We start from the raw sequence: 17,162 nt of genomic DNA on the forward strand, positions 1-17,162 counted from the left end.
TTCTAGACAGCTACAATTTTATTTTTTGCCAATATGCTGAGGATTGTCTGTGGAGAAAGAGATTAAGGGAGATTTTTCATCAGGTAAATTAACCTTTTTAGGATCAGGAAATCCCGAAGGGATTCCCGTTGCCTTTTGTTCCTGTGAGATTTGTGCAGGAAAACAAGTACGACGCTTGCGTTCTTCAGTGCTTATTGAGTGGGCAGGGAAGAATTTTCTTATTGATGTTGGTCCAGATTTTCGACAACAGATGTTAGAAAATAACATTCAAAAACTCGATGGGGTACTCCTTACCCACCCTCATTACGATCATATTGGAGGTATTGACGATTTGCGTGTTTGGTATGTGGTGCATCAACGTTCCCTTCCTGTTGTCCTTTCCGCATACACTTATAAATATCTCTGTAAGTCTCGTGAGTATATTGTTTTCCCCCAAGGTGGCGATGCCACTCTTTCCGCTTCTTTAGATTTCACTATTTTAAATGAAGCCTATGGTGAGAATACATTTTTAGATCTTCCCTATACTTACGTTTCCTATTATCAGAAATCTTGTGAGGTTATGGGATACCGTTTTGGAAATCTCGCGTATCTTACCGATATGAATAGATATGATCAGGAAATTTTCAGTTATCTTTCTGGTGTAGAAACTTTAATTTTATCAGCTTCTCCTAGTCAGCCTCCTCCAGCTTTTTACGGACGTGGACATGCACATTTTACTATGAGTCAGGCGGAAGATTTTGCGTCTTATGTAGGAGCGAAGAAATTAATAATCACGCATATTAGTCATAATTTACAAAAAGAGCTCGCAGATTATTCTGATAAGGTGTGTGCTTATGATGGTATGGAAGTTTCCTGGTCTTTATAAGGATAGATAATGAAAAAAAAGCCTAAAGAAGAGAAAAAGAGTCGTGAGAGCGCTTTAGGATGGCGTTTTTCTCTTCCTAGAGAAGAGCAAGATCCTTCTCAAGCTTTAGCAGTTTCCTGTTATACAGGAAAAGCTGATCAAAAAAATGTCCAGGAACATAGTGATGAGTTAGTTTCTCTCGCTGAATCTTGTGATATCACAGTTTTAGATACGCATTCGTGGATTTTACGTATGCCTTCATCTTCAACATACTTAAATGAGGGTAAGCTTTTAGAAATAGAAGAGATTCTAAAGGAATTTCCTACTATTGGCACATTGATAATTGATGAAGAGATCACAGCTTCACAGCAGAGAAATCTGGAAAAACGTTTAGGTCTTGTTGTCTTAGATCGTACAGAGTTGATACTAGAGATCTTCGCTAGTCGTGCTTTTACAGCAGAAGCAGGACTTCAAGTAGAGTTAGCACGTGCGCGTTATCTTCTTCCTCGGTTAAAAAGAATGTGGGGTCACTTATCACGTCAAAAATCAGGAGGTAGTAGCGGCGGAGGGTTTGTTAAAGGAGAGGGAGAGAAACAAATCGAACTCGATAGAAGGATGATTCGTGAAAGAATTCACAAATTAACTTCCGATCTTAAAACCGTAGAAAAGCAAAGGAAAGAGCGTCGTAAGGCTAAGGAAAAACGCGGAATTCCTTCGTTTGCTTTGATTGGTTATACCAACTCTGGAAAGAGCACGTTATTGAATCTTTTAACATCTGCAGAAACCTATGCAGAAGACAAACTATTTGCTACTCTAGATCCTAAAACTCGTAGATGTATTCTTCCCAGCGGGCAGCGTGTTCTCGTTACAGATACAGTAGGATTTATCCGTAAATTACCCCACACTCTTGTTGCAGCATTTAAAAGCACTTTAGAAGCTGCTTTACATGAAGATGTTTTACTTCATGTTGTCGATGCTTCACATCCCCTAGCTTTTGAGCATATAGAAACAACGAAAGCAATATTACAAGAATTGGGAATTGATCATCCTAAAATTATTACAGTATTGAATAAGATCGATGAGCTTCCTGATGGTAAAGCATCCACGAAGCTTCGTTTATTATCCCCACGTGCTGTGTTAGTTTCTGCAAAAACAGGAGAAGGGATTCAAAATCTTCTTGAAGTAATGACAGATATTATTACCGAAGGATGCCCCGAAGTAACATTAAAATTTTCTTATAAAGACTATGGGAAATTTACCGAGCTTTATGATGCAGGATTAGTACTTTCACATCGTTGTAAAGATGATATTTTAATTGTAGAGAGTTATTTACCAAAAGAATTGGAGAAGAAGTACCAACCGTTTATTTCTCGTTCTTCTCAAAAGAAAAAAGAAGATTAGATTTTTCTAGGAAGTTTTTTACAGGCTAATAAGAAAAAGAGAATCTTTGATTAGTGAGTAAAAGTAGGGATACTTTAGAATACTGTTTTCTTATTTTTTTCAGATCTCACTAGAAACTTATGACAGTTGTAGAAGTAAAGGGAACGTTTAAGCTTGTTTGTTTAGGATGTCGTGTAAATCAATATGAAATTCAAAGTTATCGAGATCAGCTGAATTTCTTAGGCTATCGCGAAATTACCGATCCTGAGGTGCCTTGTGACCTATGTATTGTCAATACGTGTGCTGTTACAGGATCTGCAGAGAGTTCAGGACGTCATGCTGTACGTCAAGTTTGTAGACAGAATCCCGATGCTTTCTTAGTCGTTACAGGCTGTTTAGGAGAAGCTGATAAAGAATTTTTTAATTCTTTAGAAAGGCAATGCCTTCTTGTGTCCAATAAGGAAAAACATCAATTAATGGAGAAGATTTTCCCTTCTATTCAAGATCTTCCTGAGTTTCGTATTCGTAGTTTTGAGGGGAAATCTCGAGCTTTCATTAAAGTTCAGGATGGGTGCAATTCCTTTTGTTCGTATTGTATTATTCCTTATTTGCGTGGTAGATCACGTTCACGACCTATTCAGGAAATCCTTGAGGAGATTTCTGGATTAGTTTCTCAGGGGTACCGAGAAGTTGTAATTGCTGGAATTAACGTTGGTGATTATCAAGATGAGGGAAAGTCTTTAGCACATCTTATCCGTCAGGTAGACGAGATTGAAGGTATAGAAAGAATACGGATTTCTTCTATAGATCCCGAAGATGTTCAGGAAGATCTTAGAGATATTTTGCTTTCAGGAAGACATACATGCCATTCTTCGCATCTCGTTTTGCAATCGGGATCTAATGCGATTTTAAAACGCATGAATCGCAAATATTCAAGAAGTGATTTTTTAGATTGTGTAGATGCTTTACGTTCTGTGGATCCTAAATATGCTTTCACGACAGATGTCATTGTCGGCTTTCCGGGTGAGACAGATCAGGATTTTGAAGATACCCTACGGATTATTGAAGATGTGGGTTTTATCAAAGTACATATTTTCCCTTTCAGTCCTAGAGAACGAACAAAGGCTTACACGTTTTCTTCTCAACTACCCCAGTCTGTAATTAATGAAAGAAAGAAGCACCTTGCTCGTGTGGCAAAAGAAGTTGCCCATAAGGAGATGGCGCAGCGTATTGGAGAAACGCTTTCTGTACTTGTTGAAAGAATTGATGAGGGGATAGCCTACGGTCATTCTCCATATTTTGATATGGTAGGCTTTCCTGCAGATCGTAATGTAGCTGTGAATACGTTAATAGATGTATGTATAGATGCTGTCGAAGAAGATGTACTTAAAGGAAAACGTGTATGATTAAAATAACTCAGAGTTTTAAGCCTTATACGTTGATCCCAGGAACATTTATGCCTATTCCAGGATCTGAGCTTTATGCTCAGATATTCCCTACGTTATGGCGTGTATTTTCAGCTTCTCATGAACTTCTTAATGAAGGTTACGTAGACGCTCAGGGACCTTTAAAACGCTTTGCTGTTTTCCAAGATTTGCATCGTGGAGGTTTAACTGTTGCTTCTGAGCAGTATAAATACTACATTCTTCCTTCCGGGGAAAAGGTAGATTCTTTGAAAGGGCATCTACCCTGTGCAGATTCCGCAGAACCCCTACTTTCTTTAGGGGTATATAAACACGCAGATCTACATAAGATTCGCTATCGCAGGGATCTAAAAGAGGTTCTTCCTTTATTGCTACGACTTAGTTCTCTTACTCCCGCTTCTTCAAGAGGTGAGGAGTATTTAAAGAAGGGAAGTGGGATCTTATTCGTTGATGCTTATGAAAAGATTCAAGCAAGAAAGAAGATGGAGATCTATTCAGCATTATCTTCTTTATATCTCGCAGGGTTTTCTGAGAATCTTTTGCCCAGGGTATACGATACTGAATATCAGGGAATTCTTAATGAGCTTCCTGAAAAAACTATACGCGAGAATATTCCTTTTGCATTGCTTGTCTATAGCATGGCTATGCTGCGTGATCTCTTTATTTTTCGTGATCGAGAAATTGTAGAAATCCTTCCCTCCTTACCTCCAGAGTTTCCCTGTGGGAGGTTCGTCAATGTGTATCTTCAGGGAATAGGAAAGTTCTCTTTGGAGTGGAGTAAAAAGACAATCCGTCGTGTTTGTTTGTATGCTCAGGAAGCAACGCCTCTACTTTTAGGTTTCTCTCCAGAATTATCTCATTGTCGTTTACGACAATGGGAAAAGAAGCAGCTAGTAAATTCTTCTAAGATTTGCTTAGGAGAAAGTATGGAGATAAAAGCAGGAACTACGTATTTATGGGATTGTTTCCATAAGTAAGATAGTTTCCTGATGGTCGAGAGGATTTTAAATTCTGAAGATATTTCCTTATTAATTTCTGGCAGGCAAAGTAATCCTCATAAGTTTCTAGGGATTATTTCTGAAAGTTCTTCACAAGATAGAATCATTCTTTTTCGACCTGGAGCACATTCTGTAGCTGTGGAGCTTCAAGGAAATATCGAGCATGCTACACATCATCATTCAGGAATATTTTCTCTAGCTACTCCTAAGGGGACTCTCCCTCATGATTATCGTATTTATCATCAAAATGGCTTATTAGCTCACGATCCCTATGCTTTTTCTCCTTTATGGGGAGAGATGGACTCCTTTTTATTTCATCAGGGTACACACTATAAAATTTATGAGCATATGGGAGCTATTCCTTGTGATGTTCGAGGAATTTCAGGAGTGCTTTTCGTTGTATGGGCTCCCCATGCACAACGTGTTTCTGTAATTGGAGATTTTAACTATTGGAATGGTTTGGTTAATCCTTTACGTAAGGTTTCTAATTCTGGAGTTTGGGAATTATTTATTCCTGGTCTTGATGAAGGAACGCTGTATAAGTGGGAAATTATTAGTCCTTCCGGAGAAATTCTTATCAAAACTGATCCTTACGGGAAAGGTTTTGATATCCCTCCCCAAGTTACATCACGAGTTGTAAATAGCGATCGCTATACATGGCACGATACAGAATGGATGGAAAGCCGTAGCAATGCAAAGGACCAACCTTTAGCTATTTACGAGGTGCATGTGGGCTCTTGGCAATGGGATGATGGTAGACCTCTAGGTTATCGAGAACTAGCGAAGAGATTGGCCCAATATTGTAAAGAAATGCACTATACGCATGTTGAGCTATTGCCAATTACGGAGCATCCTTTAAATGAGTCTTGGGGTTATCAGGTAACGGGATACTATGCACCTACGTGGCGGTATGGATCTTTCCAAGATTTTCAATTTTTTGTGGACCATCTCCATAGTGAGGGTATTGGCGTAATTTTAGATTGGGTGCCAGGTCATTTTCCTACAGATTCTTTTGCTTTAGCTTCTTTCGATGGGGAAGCTCTTTATGAATCGGTAGATCATAAAGAACCCTTACATCCCCATTGGCATACTTATACTTTCGATTATCGCTGTAGTGAGGTTGTGAACTTCCTTTTAGGAAGTGCTTTGTTTTGGCTAGATAAAATGCATATCGACGGTTTACGTGTGGATGCTGTGACCTCGATGCTATATTTAGACTATGGGAGAAAAGAAGGTGAGTGGTCCCCAAATATTTATGGGGGAAAAGAAAATCTTGATGCTATTGAATTTATTAAACATTTTAACTCTGTAGTGCATAGAGAATTTCCTGGAGTGTTGACGTTTGCCGAAGAGTCTACAGATTTTCCTAAGGTTACAGAATCCGTAAATTCTGGAGGTTTAGGATTTGATTATAAATGGAATTTAGGATGGATGCACGATACGTTTCGCTATATCAAAGTGGATCCTTTATTCCGTTCTTATCATCATAATGATCTGACATTTAGTCTATGGTATGCCTTTAATGAAAGATACCTTCTGCCTCTCTCTCACGATGAAGTTGTTCACGGTAAGGGAAGCCTATTACAAAAAATCTCCGGAGATACTTGGACAAAATTTGCCCATATGCGTTTGTTGCTAAGCTATCAATTATGTCAGCCAGGGAAAAAACTCGTATTTATGGGAGGGGAATTTGCCCAATGGAGAGAGTGGTCTCCCGATAGCCCTCTAGATTGGCATTTATTAGACAATCCTTATCACGCATCTTTGCATAAATGTGTAGCCAAGATGAACGCTTTATACTGTGATCTTCCCTACTTTTGGAAAGGAGATGGTAAACAAGAGTCTTTCCTCTGGGTAGATTTTAAAGATACCGAAAATAATGTAATTTCTTATTACAGGTTTTCAGGAGAGGATCGTAGTAGTGCATTACTCTGCATTCACCATTTTAGCTCAGGATATTTTCCTTCCTATGTTTTACACTGCCAAGGCATTAAAACATGTAAGTTGCTCTTTAATAGTGATGATATAAGTTTTGGTGGCTCAGGAAAAGGCAATCGCTTGCCTATACTCTGTATAGATCATGACTTTCCTTGGGGAATCGCTATAGAGCTTCCCCCTCTAGCAACTTTAATTTTTCAAGTTGTCTTTTCAAAATAAGACGTTTTTATTTTTTAATTATATTTAAATAATTTTCATTGATTTTGTTGCGTTTTATTTAATTAATTGGTCAATGTTTGATATCTGAATTTGTGATTATAATTAATTAACAACGAATTTTATTTTTTGTTTTTTAATTTATGTCAGTTTCTAAAGTTCCAGGCGATGATCATAGACGTTCCGGGCTTATAAGAGCGGGAGCTTCCCCTCAAGTATCTCAGGGTAATACGGTAGGTGCACACCTACACCGTCCTATGCGTATTGAAAATACAGCTATGGATAAGAGGAGATTTTCTCATTCTGTAGGGTTGCTAGCGGGATTGATGGTCTTTGCCTTAGCTATGGTTATCGTTGTTGTGGCTTTGACATGTTTAGCTCCTGGAGTTCCTCAAGGTATTGTATTAGCGTTAGCTTTATCTGGGGTATCTCTAGGTGGCTTTGCAGTTATGAAAAACGTGGTTAATAAGGTTCGGGATCTTTTCGCTCCTAAAATGTCAGAGAGGCAGAGGTTAAAAAGTGCTGCAGGTGTAGGGCTTGGATTTACTGGATTAGGATTGGCTATGAAAGTAGGTGCGAGTTTCATTCCTGGAGGGTACGGAGGTGTCGTCGGGAACCTGGGAGGAGCTGCGTATTCTAAAGGCAGCCAGTCGGGATTCGCAAGTATCACGCATTACATATATGTAAAGTTTTCCCGTTCTGAAAAAGCTGCTTCTGGAGAGCCTTTATCGCGTATAGAGATTATGCAAGAGGCTAAGAAGCTACATCGCATCAGCTTAAGTCTTTTAGTAATAGGTACTGGTTTTGTGATTTTGGGGGTAGCCCTTGCTATCGTGGGTACTATTCTTTTGGGGGGAGCACCTGCTACAGCTTTGATTGTTCTCGCTCCTCCTTTTATTTCTATAGGAATAGGATTAATTCTTCAGACGTTATTGCATAGTAGCATTGGGAAATGGAAGAGCTTTTTAGAAGCGCAAAAAGGTCAGATGCTTTTTGCCGATACAGGGTTAAAAAACATTCGTAATGAAGATATAGCTGTAAAAGAGCTTGTTGAAGAGCCGTTAGAAGAGATTTCTAGGAAAGAGATTGAGATAGAAGAAGAGAAGGTTTCTACCGTTGAGAATCCTGAAGAGATTTTCGAAAATAAGAGAATTACCGCTGAGGAAGTGGATAAACGTTTATCTCTAACTCCCAGACAAAAGGTGATATTTGCTTTATCTGTATTGCTCGTCCTTGCGGGGTTGGCTGCTGTCGTTGCTGCAGGATTTGCAGGATTGCCTGCATTGCAAGTACTTCTTATTGCTGCTGTAGGTTCTTCGGTTGCTTCTACAGTATTGCCTATGGCCTCTTCAGGTTTGGTTTATAATGTATTTCAATGTAAGTCCCGATTAAGCATTGCTAAACTGCGTTGGAAAGAGGCCAGGGCCAAATCAAAATTTGCAAAACGCATAGCCAATGCTTCGGATCTCCCTAAAGCAGATATTGATAAAGCTTGGCTACATGTTGGGAAAGATACGATTCTTGAAACTGATCGTGCTATTCGTGAAGAAATTACCGCTTTTGAAAAAGGTCGTGGTGTTAATAGTGTGATCGTTGCGGGAATTTTTATTGCTACAGGTGTCGGAGTCATGCTCCTTACTCTGATTCCTGCATTAGCTCCGATTATTGCCGGAGTATTGGCGATCGGTTCAACGTTAGTTACGATTGGAGCTGCTATGTATTTACAAAAGCTTACGGCATGGCTCTATGATCAGCTAGTTATGCTAAGAGAGCGTTTACGTTCACGAAGAACCTATCTAAATGATATTTCTGGAAAATTACAAATCTCTACAGAAGATCTCGTTGTTGATGCGAACTTTGATGATTTTGATCTTGAGGTTGGAGATGACGATGTGTTTGCCGATGCTTTCGAAGAATAAACTCTTGTCTGTTTGTGACTTGCGTTAAAAATATACTAGATCTTTTCTTTTCTCTCTTTGTTATTGTAAATAGGTAATCCTTTTATATTTAATTATTATTTAAAAATAAATGTGCCGTCTTTGTTTTGTTAATTTTTAAAAAGTTGATAAAATTAAAATTATAATAATTTAATTTTTTAGATTTAATATAAAAGAGGCACGAATATGGCTGGGGTAAGCGGAATTGGAGGTGGCGGTGGGCCAGGAAAAATCCCTCCTCATGGCAATGATGATGATAAAAAATCTGGATCAGCCAGTTTCGGAGGCCATAATATAGTTTATGGGGATGGTAATCACTCTAGATCAAGCAGCTCGAGTAGTGATAGCTCAATAGAGGAAAGAACTCGTATGCTCATGGAGAGTGGTTTTCAAGTGCTTACTCCTGAAGAGGTAGAAGAAACTCAGAGATCATCTATTTCTCCAGAAGGAACATCAAAACCTGGCTTCTTTTCTCGTATATGGTCAGCTGTTAAGGGGATATTCACAGGTGGGAAAAAGAGTGAAGAAACTCAAAAGCCTATGGAAATTTCCTCACCTATCATTCCGGGATATAAACAGCATGGGGTGCGTCTTCCTGAAGCTCGAGCAATGCAAGCATATTGGAATCAAAGTTCTCAAGATAGTTCTTCAATAGATTCTACAGACACAACAATAGAAGTAGATACTGGAGATACAGATGTTACGGATGTGACTGATGAAGTTCCTGTAGGGCGTCTAGTAGATATTGATACAGAAGATAGCTCCAGAGCTTCTACATCCTCAGTAAGATCCGGTGCTAGTGGATTAGCAGCTCGTGTTCGTGGTTGGTGGGATTACGCCACTAGGAAACAGGAGTCCCCTGCCGATGGAGTTACCGGTATGACTCTTGGTGAGTTAGTCGATATGGTCAGAACGTATGATCGGATGATTGCCGAAACGGACAATAAAAAAGAGCAGAAGGAGTTCACCAAGTACCGTGATGCATATCAAGCTCGTGTTAATGAGATGTTGAGTGCAGGAGCTAGCTCACTTACAGATAGGTTCAATCCGTTAGACGACTCTATTGATACAAGTAGGTCTTCTTCTAAAAAGTATAACGATGGCGTTGGAGAAGCTGTATTTTTAGATATGGATACAGATTTATCCAGTGTATTTGAAGAAGTGCTTTTAGATGATGTAGAAAAGGGCGATGATGCCGATAGTATCTTAGGAGATATCAGTCCTGAAGCAAAACGAGTACTAGAAGAAGCTAATAAACTGCGTTTACAATTTGACGCAGGAATATCCGAAAGCGTAACACCTACATTAAGAGAGCGTATTAAAGCTGCTCTTGAGAAGTTGCGTCAAGGGATTATCAACATACTTACCATTATTAAACTTAACTTGGTAGCTCTAGCGCGTTTAGTAAGAAAAGGTCTTCGATCTCTTGGAGAGCTTGTAAAGCGCTGTTGCGTTCGTAAACACGGTCATTATAGCTTCCTCCCCGGAGATCAAGAGTATGCTGAGGAAGTCGCAAGATTTATTCAGAAACACACCGAATCAGACGATCCCTATGATCCCGGCACTCTTATAATTCCTGATTCCATGGTGAACGCTTGGGTAAATGGACAACCTGAGGTTGTTTATATTACTGATGTTAGAGGAATTCTTGGTCATGAAATTGTGAGAACTCGAGTTAATGATCGTGAAGGGATGTACGAGATAATCGGTGCTAGCTGGTTGCCATATGGGAATACTGGCTATGAGGATATGCGTCCTGTTTTACCAGACAATCATCCAAATGATACAGATTATGAAAATATGGCAGGACGTCCTGATCCCGAAGGTCTTTATACAAGAGTAAATAGAAATCGTAACATCGGTGGATCTATATACGATAAGATAAGAGGGAGTCGTCGTAAAAAAGATGAAGAACACATTTATGATCTTCCAAGTCTTCAAAATAGAATGTCCATAAAACGTGGTGACGATGACAACAATATTTATGACATGCCACGACCTGGTGCTGATGGTACGCCGATAAGCTCATCAAGAAGAGGAACTCAGGATAATGTCTATGATGCTCCAAGAACTGGGCCTGAGATATTTAATCAGATTTATGATGATGGCTATATGGTTCCAGACGATCAATTAGGATTTGCTCTTGGAGTGACTCCAGGATTTGGAAATGGCGTAGGAGCAGTTTCTTTTGCAGAACAAATTGATAATTTAATTGAAGAAACTAGAATGAGAGCAGAGGGCGCTACAAATCGTGGTCCTTTACCTTCTGTTCCTGTACCTCCAATATTTGATCCTCGAGCTAATCGTCCTTTACCTCCTAGACCTGAGGGACCTTATGATCCTAACACTAACCGTCCTTTGCCTGTGCCTCCTCCTTTGCAAAACCCCCCAGAGACTCCTTATGGAAGTGGTAGAATGATGCAGATGATGAGACTAGTACAAGAGAGGGCAAAAATTTTTAGAGATCAACGTAAGGATAAGCAGTAAGACATCAAGGTGTGCTGGTAAAAGGCTATAAAGAGATTTATAGCCTTATTTTTTTAAAAAGTTAAAGCGCTTCCTGCTTTTAGGTAATTAGAGAAGGTGGAAGAGGAAAACTCTCCTTGATAATTTAGGAAGATTTTTAAGTGAGAGAAGATCTTAGTTTCATTTCCTATTTTATAAGCGAGAGCATGGCGTGTGATTGGTGTTCCTAGAGAGGGCCAAGTTCCACTACTTGCTAGTAGTGTTGTCAACACCTTAGGGTAGTGTCTATAGACGACAGGATGATAAGCAAGTTGCACTTGCCAGATTGTTGGTAAGTGTACATCACGTTTCCATTGCATAACGATTCCGATAGGCAATGTGATAGTTTCTAAAGGCCTATTCACAGTAAATTTTCGTGCAAAATCACCCTGTTCTATAAAGCTTGACAGCGTAGCTCTAAAGGCTAGAGCTTCTATGAATGGCGATACGGAAAAAGCATTGTTAATTGGGCTGAGATTCAGAATGCAATTTAGAGAAGCTCCGAATGTATGGCTATAGAAATACCCTTCAGAATCCTTATTATTGTCTGAATAGAAGTGCTTTGCTGTATGGTCTCCGTAATTGTAGGCTAGAGATCCTGTGGTGACCAAAGCATCTTCTAACCAAGGGAGACGCAGTTGTATGCCTCCAAAGTAGTTTTTCGACGAGACTTTATTAGATGTTGCATGCTCTTTGATGTGCAACATTTGCTGAGAAAATGCCAAGGAGATTTTGTGATTTGTCTCTGTTGCAGCCGATGAGGTTGCCGCATAACCGGCAGATTCCATATGGAATCCACAGATTCCTAGGCGATTGCGTTGATGGACAGTCATGAGTAATCCCTGACCACCGAGTTCAAAATAATTAGGATTAGCTATTGGAGAAGGGAGAGTACGCATTCCTGAAAGAGTTGAGTATACAGATCCCCAAAGAGCATTAGCAATTAGGGGAGTTTTATACTTTGGATTAGGGATGTACCCTGTAGGGGTCCAATCTGCATAAAGTATACGGTGAGAGGTATTTGTTGTTTCTGCCGATGTAGTATTTGCTGTTGTTGTATACTCTTCCCAGTAAGGAGACCAGACTCCTTGATAACCGTAGCGCTTGGCTTTGTTAATAGCTTCGATATCTAAGTTTGTCGCTGTAATTTTTTTCGTTGCATTATCGCAAAGATATAAGAAGGGTACACGTGTAATTCCACTAGAGAGATCTAAAGAATCATAGGGGTCTTCATTATCACTATTGAATAGTTGTAAGGGACCAGAAAGGGTAACGACAGGATTATTATCTTCAGTATAGGTAGTATTACCACTATTTGTAGTGCTTGTAGGATAGATCCAGATTTTTGGAGCCTGAGCACCTTTTTGTAAAAGAGAAGGGAGATTTAAAGCAAGACTTGTGATTGCGAATTCTGAGCCTGCGGTAGTTTGATTCTGATTATTTGCAGTAGCTTGTATATTTGTCCTGAGAATAGCACCATTACCTAGTCTTAAAGTGCTGTTTTCTTGAGTGATCTTATAAACCGCTAGACCGGCACGATCTTCGATTGCAAGAACACCTTTTTTGATCGTTATAGGATTTCTTATATAGCTAATGAAGTTTCCTTCTCCCTTGAAAGAATCAGGAACGAATACCCCGGATAATAAAATTGTTCCCTCATGATATTCTTCGCCATTAAATGAAACCAAGGGGGATTGATACACACACTCAATAGGATCATAGAATTTAACACAGTAATTTTTTCTTGCACCGACTTTTAACGTTGTTCCTGTCGTGCAATGTATGGTGTTTCTATACAGTTGATTATTCCCTGTAATTCCACAATTGTTATCAAAGATAATATCCCCATTATCTGCGGATAGATCGCAGGTCCCATTATTTTTAATTAGAAAGGCAGCGCCCCATTTACTTCGGTTGTTGATAAATTGAACAGAACTATTATTTTTAATGGTTAAAGTTTGGCACCATAAAGCACCACCATTGCGATCTACAATATTATTGTTAAAGCAAATAGGCCCGGAATTATCTTCTATTTTTATAGTTGTAGCAGAAATAGCTCCACCTGAGCTTATGGCCCCCAGGGGGCGATCACATACACCAGAATTGTTCGCGAAGAAAATCAAATCAGAATTATTTTTAATTGTGACGGTAGAGGTGGCATGACAGGCACCTCCAACAGGAGAGGTATTAGAAGTGATACATACCGGAGCAGAATTGTCTGAAATTTCGCAATTTTGACAATAGATTGCACCACCTTGAGCATTAGTTGTTTTATTGCCGCTGCTTACGTAAACAAGATGAAAAGCTAAATTGTTCATTAACAAAATAGGAGCGGAATTTCCTGATATCTTAAAATCTCTATCTGATGAGATGGCTCCTCCGCGAATTCTAGCTGTATTATAAGCAAAACAGATAGCTCCACGATTCTTAGATAATTCAAGAGTTCCTCCACAACAGATAGCTCCGCCATAGTTTGTTGAGGAACTCGTAGTAGCTGGGGCAATAGATTGGTTGCTAATAAAATATTGTTTTGCTGAGTTTTCAGTAATGCTACAGTTGCCTGTAGTATAGATAGCACCACCTTTTTGTGCTGTTATGTTTGAAATAAATTTTATATCGTCTGTGATGTTTCGTAAAATTACTGACGCAGCATCGAAAACCCCGCCACTTTTATTAGAGAGTTGCTGAGAACAGATAATATTCTTGTAGTTTTCAACGGTGATAGTTCCTGTTGAACGTGAGAGCCCTTCAAGAGTATTTTGTTCATCAGGAATATCAGGGAAGATTTCTGGACAGAGGAGTTGCTCGTAACCGAAACTCTGAAATGGGCATGTAGATTTTTTTGAGGAGGCTTCTAAGACAAGTGATAAACCAGCAAATGAAGAAGTCAGAAGATAAGTGCTGAAGAGAATAGAAGGCAATATTTTCATAGAGGTACTTATTTTCTAAGTCTAAAATTTGATTTCACTCGTTATGTTTAGGAAGTTACACAATGTAGATTTTGAGAAATCTCCATGATAGTTAATGCTCAAACTTATGGTGTTCAATAAAGTTGTAGTGTTTTTCATAGAGAGGGATCCGGCATGATGATCCACAGGAGTTCCTGAGGTGATCCACGAACCTTTACTTATCAATCGTGTAGTAGTGATTTTAGGTTTTTGTCTGTAGATAGTTGGAGTATAGGCAAGTTGGATTTCCCAACACGTTTTTAAATTTGCTTCATTTTCCGTATAGCAATAAATTCCCAAAGGTAAGGTCACGTTAATTAGAGGATCTTTTGTTTCAAAACTGCGGATTTGTTCTCCAGTTTCCGTAAAGCTTTCTTGAACAGCATGTATGCCTAAGGTTTTTATGAAAGGTCGAAATTGTAAATTTGAGATTTTGCCTTCAGGCAGCATACAGCACAGCTCACTTCCTAGGGTATGCCCATGAAAATGTCCTTTGGAAGAGGTATTTGTAGTTTGATTTTTTGTTTCTACACGACTGTGTGAATAAGCGTAACCCAAGGAAGCTGACGTGAGGATATTTTCATCAAACCAGGGGATTTGTAGCTGAGTTCCAGCAAAGTAATAGTTGGAAGAGACTTTGTTTTTCGATTTAGACTCTTTTATTTCACTATGGAATTGAGAGAAGCTTAATGCAAAGTTATGATTTGTTTCTGTAGAACGAGAAGCTCGAGCAGAGTAACCCTTAGAGAATAAATCAAACCCCGGTTTTAAGTTGCGAGTCTTCTGAGAGACATACGCCCCTGATCCACCTCCAGCAAACCCTAAACGGCTTGCGTTTGGGGGGGGGGTAGGTTATGTAGACCGGTGATTACGTTGTATGCGGATTGCCAGAGAGCATTAGCAACGAGATCACCACGATATTCTGGATTAGGAATATAACCAGTAGGTGTCCAGTCAGCATAGAGATATTTATGATGTGTATTTGCTGTTAATGCGGATGAGGGATTTGTTGTTGTTGTATATTCTTCCCAATAAGGAGACCAGACTCCTTGATGGCCATAATGTTGTTTATCATTGATGGCTTCAATGTTTAGATCATCCACGGTAATTTTCTTGGTGGTTGTATCACAAAGATAAAGAAATGGGATACGTGTAATACCGCTTGAAAGATTTAAAGAGTCGTAGGGATCCTCATTATTACTATTTAATAGGGTTAGAGGTCCAGAAATAGTGATTGTGGGATTGTCGTCTTCTGTATAGTTATTGCTACTAACAGAAGGATAGATCCAGATTTTAGGAGCTTGAGCACCTTTTGCTAAAATAGAAGGAAGGTTTAGGGCAAGTTTAGTAATTGTGAGTGTACAGCCAACCGTTGTTTGTTGATTATTAGCGGCATTTTTTATAGTGGTAATAACTGCGCTATTCCCTAGGCGTAAGATTCCTTCATCTTGTGTAATTTTATAAATTGCCAAAGCAGCTTTATCTTCAACAGCAAGCACACCGTGAGCAATTTTACACGTATTTCTCATTTGACTTTGGAGATCAGAGAGATTGGTGTTATTTGGAGATACATCAGCTCCAGAAAATAAAACAGTTCCTAAATGGTAATTTTCTGGATTAAATATAAGAACCGTGGATGAAGGATGTCCATTTTCAATAGGATCATAAAATTTAACGCTATAACCCTGCCTTGCTCCTATTTGTAAATTTAAGTTGGGAGTTGAGTGGAGAGCGTTTCTATAACTTCCTGAGGAGTTGAGACAAAAATTTCTTTTAAATATTATATCCCCATAATCTGCTGAAAGATAAAAATTTCCACTATCACGATTTTGAATAGCAGCTCCCCATGTTGAGGAGTTATTTATAAATAGAATGGGTCCATTATCTTTGATAGTGAGATTTTGAGTATAGATAGAACCTGCATTGCATTTTGAAGCATTATTTTGAAAAATCACACCTTTAGGATTATTAGTAATCGTGCAAGAGGTGGAGTAAATAGCCCCTCCTCCAGCAGGATTATTTTGGCGCGTTGAGCTATTATTAAGGAACTTAATGATGCCTGAGTTATGAGAGATCGTACACGCTCCGGTCACATATATAGCTCCGGTAGAACCAGCCTGATTATCTATAAAAGTTATGGGAGCATAATTAGATGTAATAGAGCAATTAGCACTATAAATACATCCACCCTGACTTTCTTCTTTTAAGCATTTGTTATTTCTTAAAATTATTGCGCCGTAATTGTTAGAAATGTTTACGTTGTTATCCGCTAAGATTGCTCCTCCTGAAAGGGAAGCTGTATTATTTAAAAATTGACAAACTCCAGTATTATTAGAGATCTCAAGTTGCGTGCATTTAATCGCTCCACCAGATTTAGCATTCGCTTGATCAATCAGAACATTGGCCATGTTATTAATAAAACAACACTCTTGTTTATTATAGGTAATGTTGCAATTTGTCGAAGATACAGCTCCTCCATTATCATTGGAGATATTTTCTCGAAATACTATAGGCCCGATATTCTTTGTGATATTTAGCGTTCTAGCTGTAACAGCCCCGCCGCTTCCTCTATTGTATTGATAATTGACACAGAAATACTTTTTTCCAGAGATATCTATATCAGCACTGCTATTATGTAGTTCCCCATGAGACATGGGGGATGTTTTAAGAACCTGATCAATTCCATAAGGACTTGACCACGGGCAAATATGGCCAGATTCTGTGATCTCGTGGAAAGAACATGCTTTCTTTTCTTTGGCAAGACAGATGAGTTTCTGTGAGCAAATACTCAGGCTAATTAAGCATAAAAATGAATAGGTGTAGGGGCGCATACTGGGATAATAAAGATCAGAGACCACACATGCCATTCCCTATACGCGAAGAAACGTAAGATTGTCTAGATTTTTATAAAACAGAGATATTCAGAGTTAATGAGCAATTTGTTTTCTTAATTCTAGGTATCCATAGATAGG

Annotated in this window: 9 protein-coding genes and 1 pseudogene; 7 read left to right on the plus strand and 3 right to left on the minus strand. The window is 39.0% G+C overall.

Annotation, left to right across the window (positions count from 1 at the left end; translation table 11 throughout):
• Positions 1 to 49 precede the first annotated feature (49 nt).
• The 7 genes from H9Q19_RS03780 (at position 50) to H9Q19_RS03810 (ending at position 11,224) form a co-directional block, all read left to right on the plus strand.
• Positions 50 to 865, plus strand: a complete 816-nt coding sequence (locus H9Q19_RS03780) for an MBL fold metallo-hydrolase (RefSeq protein ID WP_213240447.1) — start codon at positions 50 to 52, stop codon at positions 863 to 865.
• A 9-nt stretch (positions 866 to 874) separates the two neighbouring features.
• Positions 875 to 2,245 carry a GTPase HflX gene (gene hflX, locus H9Q19_RS03785; RefSeq protein WP_213240449.1) on the plus strand — a complete coding sequence of 457 codons (1,371 nt, stop codon included), beginning with the start codon at positions 875 to 877 and terminating at the stop codon, positions 2,243 to 2,245.
• 119 nt (positions 2,246 to 2,364) lie between these two features.
• Entirely contained in the window at positions 2,365 to 3,630 is a 1,266-nt protein-coding gene (gene mtaB / locus H9Q19_RS03790) for a tRNA (N(6)-L-threonylcarbamoyladenosine(37)-C(2))-methylthiotransferase MtaB (protein WP_213240451.1), read from the plus strand.
• Positions 3,627 to 4,625: a hypothetical protein gene (locus tag H9Q19_RS03795; protein ID WP_213240453.1), complete on the plus strand. Its 999-nt coding sequence runs from the start codon at positions 3,627 to 3,629 to the stop codon at positions 4,623 to 4,625. The genes mtaB and H9Q19_RS03795 overlap by 4 nt, the downstream gene beginning before the upstream one ends.
• Before the next feature lie 12 nt (positions 4,626 to 4,637).
• Complete coding sequence (glgB, locus tag H9Q19_RS03800; RefSeq protein WP_213240456.1) at positions 4,638 to 6,803, plus strand: 1,4-alpha-glucan branching protein GlgB; 2,166 nt, start codon at positions 4,638 to 4,640, stop codon at positions 6,801 to 6,803.
• A 140-nt stretch (positions 6,804 to 6,943) separates the two neighbouring features.
• A complete protein-coding gene (locus H9Q19_RS03805) occupies positions 6,944 to 8,719 on the plus strand; it encodes a hypothetical protein (RefSeq protein ID WP_213240458.1) in 1,776 nt (591 codons plus the stop codon).
• Between the two features lie 204 nt (positions 8,720 to 8,923).
• Entirely contained in the window at positions 8,924 to 11,224 is a 2,301-nt protein-coding gene (locus H9Q19_RS03810; RefSeq protein ID WP_213240460.1) for a hypothetical protein, read from the plus strand.
• Positions 11,225 to 11,277: 53 nt separating this feature from the next.
• On the opposite strand, the gene H9Q19_RS03815 is transcribed toward H9Q19_RS03810, so the two are convergent.
• The 3 genes and pseudogenes from H9Q19_RS03815 to H9Q19_RS03820 all read right to left on the minus strand — a co-directional run bounded on the left by H9Q19_RS03815 (position 11,278) and on the right by H9Q19_RS03820 (position 17,048).
• A complete protein-coding gene (locus tag H9Q19_RS03815) occupies positions 11,278 to 14,172 on the minus strand; it encodes a polymorphic outer membrane protein middle domain-containing protein (protein WP_213240462.1) in 2,895 nt (964 codons plus the stop codon).
• A 21-nt stretch (positions 14,173 to 14,193) separates the two neighbouring features.
• A pseudogene (locus tag H9Q19_RS05410) lies at positions 14,194 to 14,940 on the minus strand (autotransporter outer membrane beta-barrel domain-containing protein); the annotation flags it as partial.
• 71 nt (positions 14,941 to 15,011) lie between these two features.
• Positions 15,012 to 17,048 (minus strand): polymorphic outer membrane protein middle domain-containing protein, encoded by a 2,037-nt coding sequence (locus tag H9Q19_RS03820; protein ID WP_407644853.1) that lies wholly within the window; start codon positions 17,046 to 17,048, stop codon positions 15,012 to 15,014.
• Positions 17,049 to 17,162 lie beyond the last annotated feature (114 nt).

Origin of the sequence: Chlamydia crocodili (genome assembly GCF_018343815.1) — a bacterium.
GTDB lineage: Bacteria > Chlamydiota > Chlamydiia > Chlamydiales > Chlamydiaceae > Chlamydia > Chlamydia crocodili.

What these genes read in the sequence shown, in the direction of transcription:
- hflX (WP_213240449.1), top strand. Translation starts at nt 875, where the DNA reads ATGAAAAAAAAGCCTAAAGAAGAGAAAAAGAGTCGTGAGAGCGCTTTA.
- mtaB (WP_213240451.1), top strand. Translation starts at nt 2,365, where the DNA reads ATGACAGTTGTAGAAGTAAAGGGAACGTTTAAGCTTGTTTGTTTAGGA.
- H9Q19_RS03795 (WP_213240453.1), top strand. Translation starts at nt 3,627, where the DNA reads ATGATTAAAATAACTCAGAGTTTTAAGCCTTATACGTTGATCCCAGGA.
- glgB (WP_213240456.1), top strand. Translation starts at nt 4,638, where the DNA reads ATGGTCGAGAGGATTTTAAATTCTGAAGATATTTCCTTATTAATTTCT.
- H9Q19_RS03805 (WP_213240458.1), top strand. Translation starts at nt 6,944, where the DNA reads ATGTCAGTTTCTAAAGTTCCAGGCGATGATCATAGACGTTCCGGGCTT.
- H9Q19_RS03810 (WP_213240460.1), top strand. Translation starts at nt 8,924, where the DNA reads ATGGCTGGGGTAAGCGGAATTGGAGGTGGCGGTGGGCCAGGAAAAATC.
- H9Q19_RS03815 (WP_213240462.1), bottom strand. Translation starts at nt 14,172, where the DNA reads ATGAAAATATTGCCTTCTATTCTCTTCAGCACTTATCTTCTGACTTCT.